This is a genomic window from uncultured Cyclobacterium sp., assembly GCF_963976465.1.
Classification (GTDB): domain Bacteria; phylum Bacteroidota; class Bacteroidia; order Cytophagales; family Cyclobacteriaceae; genus Cyclobacterium.
On record NZ_CAXBOC010000694.1, the window covers coordinates 1 to 1,921 of the forward strand.

The 1,921-nt window shown below is 41.2% G+C and carries 3 protein-coding genes and 1 tRNA gene; all 4 read left to right on the forward strand.

The genetic code is table 11. From position 1 onward, the window contains the following. Positions 1–210 (forward strand): GNAT family N-acetyltransferase (locus AAC037_RS23965; protein WP_339906180.1); only part of this gene is annotated, 210 nt, incomplete at its 5' end. A gap of 158 nt (positions 211–368) precedes the next feature. Next, positions 369–450: transfer RNA gene (locus AAC037_RS23970), tRNA-Leu, on the forward strand. Between the two features lie 90 nt (positions 451–540). Continuing rightward, positions 541–1,434 carry an aldose 1-epimerase family protein gene (locus AAC037_RS23975; protein ID WP_339906181.1) on the forward strand — a complete coding sequence of 298 codons (894 nt, stop codon included), beginning with the start codon at positions 541–543 and terminating at the stop codon, positions 1,432–1,434. Between the two features lie 79 nt (positions 1,435–1,513). Beyond that, on the forward strand, positions 1,514–1,921 hold a 408-nt coding region (locus AAC037_RS23980), incomplete at its 3' end, for an ATP-binding cassette domain-containing protein (RefSeq protein WP_339906182.1).

The window sequence follows — 1,921 nt, forward strand, 5'->3', positions numbered from 1 at the left end:
CCCAAAGTCCAAGGCAAAAACATTGGTTTTCACCTAGGAGAAGCCGCACTGGAATGGGCCAAAGCACAGGGCGCCAATAAGGTGATTTTGTACAGCAACAGTCTATTAACTCCTGCAATAGCCCTTTACCGAAAAATGGGGTTTAAGGAAATTCCCATGGAATGCGGAACTTACGACCGCTGTGACATTAAGATGGAGTATATTTTTTAATTTTTGTCACCTACGCTTACTGAACCACTAATTGCTGCAGATTAATAGGTCCTGATTTCTATTTCCATTATTTTCTCCACTCTTTACCTTCTCAAATAATTTGTAATCATTTTTGTTTGCACTGCTGAAATTATCTTCTACTTTTGCACTTCCCATCTGCGCACGTGGTGGAATTGGTAGACACGCCATCTTGAGGGGGTGGTGCCTTCGGGTGTGGAAGTTCGAATCTTCTCGTGCGCACTAAACCTTTCCAGAATTTTGGAAAGGTTTTTTTTTGATGTCATTTTATTATTAATTTCACTTTTATTCACCTTTTTCAACCCTTCAATCATGTCTTCCCCTAGTATTCATCGTTTATCTTTTGGTCAGCTAGAAGCCCAAATTTCTACCATGGGCGCAGAATGTATTTCGCTCAAAAAAAATGGACTGGAATTCCTTTGGCAAGCAAATCCAAAGGTATGGGGCCGCCATGCCCCCGTATTGTTTCCAATAGTGGGCAAATTAAAAGACAACCAATACTTCCATAATGGCGAAACCTACACCATGGGCCAACATGGTTTTGCCCGGGATCGAAATTTTGAATTGATTGAAAAAACCGAACAGGAACTTACCATGGTACTAAAGGCTGACGATCTCAGCAAAAAAGTTTACCCTTTTGATTTTGAACTCTTTATTCAATATAGCCTTAGTGAAAATGGCATGGATGTAACTTATAGTGTTCGCAACCCTTCGGACAATGAAACCCTACTTTTTAGCATTGGTGCGCATCCCGGTTTTGCCTGTCCGCTGGAACCTGAGAAGGAATCTTTTTCAGATTACCTAATAGATTTTGGTCAAAAGGAGATTAACAAGCTTCCCCTGTACACCTTAGAAGATGGGCTGATCTCTTCGCATAAAAAGACATTGGCATTAGATGCCGGGAAAATAGCCTTGGATTATAAGCTGTTTGAAAATGATGCCTTGATTTTAGATGTAGACCCGATTACCTCTATTAGCGTTTGCAGTCAAAAAACAGGCAAAGGTTTTGCCATGGAGTTTTCAGACTTTAAATGGCTGGGTATATGGACCAAAGAAAAAGACGCAAAATTCGTTTGTCTAGAACCTTGGAATGGGATTGCCGCCACCACAGATCATGATGGGAGCCTGGAAAATAAATTGGGGATCGAAAAGTTGAGGCCACAAGGCCTTCACAAAGCTGGGTTTAAGGTGGACCTATTGGGGTAAAAAGAGGAAAAATCGCTACTTTATTGAATTCCTTTTTCTAATGCTGCCATATACCGCATAGTTTTCTTAATTTTGCGGCATGTTATCCATCAACAATCTCTCTTACTATATTGGGGGTCGTCCCCTTTATGAAAATGCCTCCCTACACATCAAACCAAAGGATAAAATTGGCTTGGTAGGGCTCAATGGTACAGGCAAGTCTACGCTTTTAAAGATCATCTACGGCGACCTTCAACCCAGCTCTGGAGAAATCCAAAAGTCCAAAGACTGTAGCATAGGCTTTCTTAACCAAGATTTATTGTCCTATCAATCTGAGGACAGCATACTGGATGTGGCCCTGGAAGCATTTAAAGAGACCTTGTCACTTCAAGACGAGATTGACAAGGTGCTTAAAGCGATGGAAACAAACTATTCTGATGAAATCATTCAGAAACTCGCCAATCTTCAGGAAAGGTTTGAAGCCTTGGAAGGATATACCATCAAAGCC

Coding starts and splice junctions, on each gene's coding strand:
- AAC037_RS23975 (WP_339906181.1), top strand. CDS start 541: ATGTCTTCCCCTAGTATTCATCGTTTATCTTTTGGTCAGCTAGAAGCC.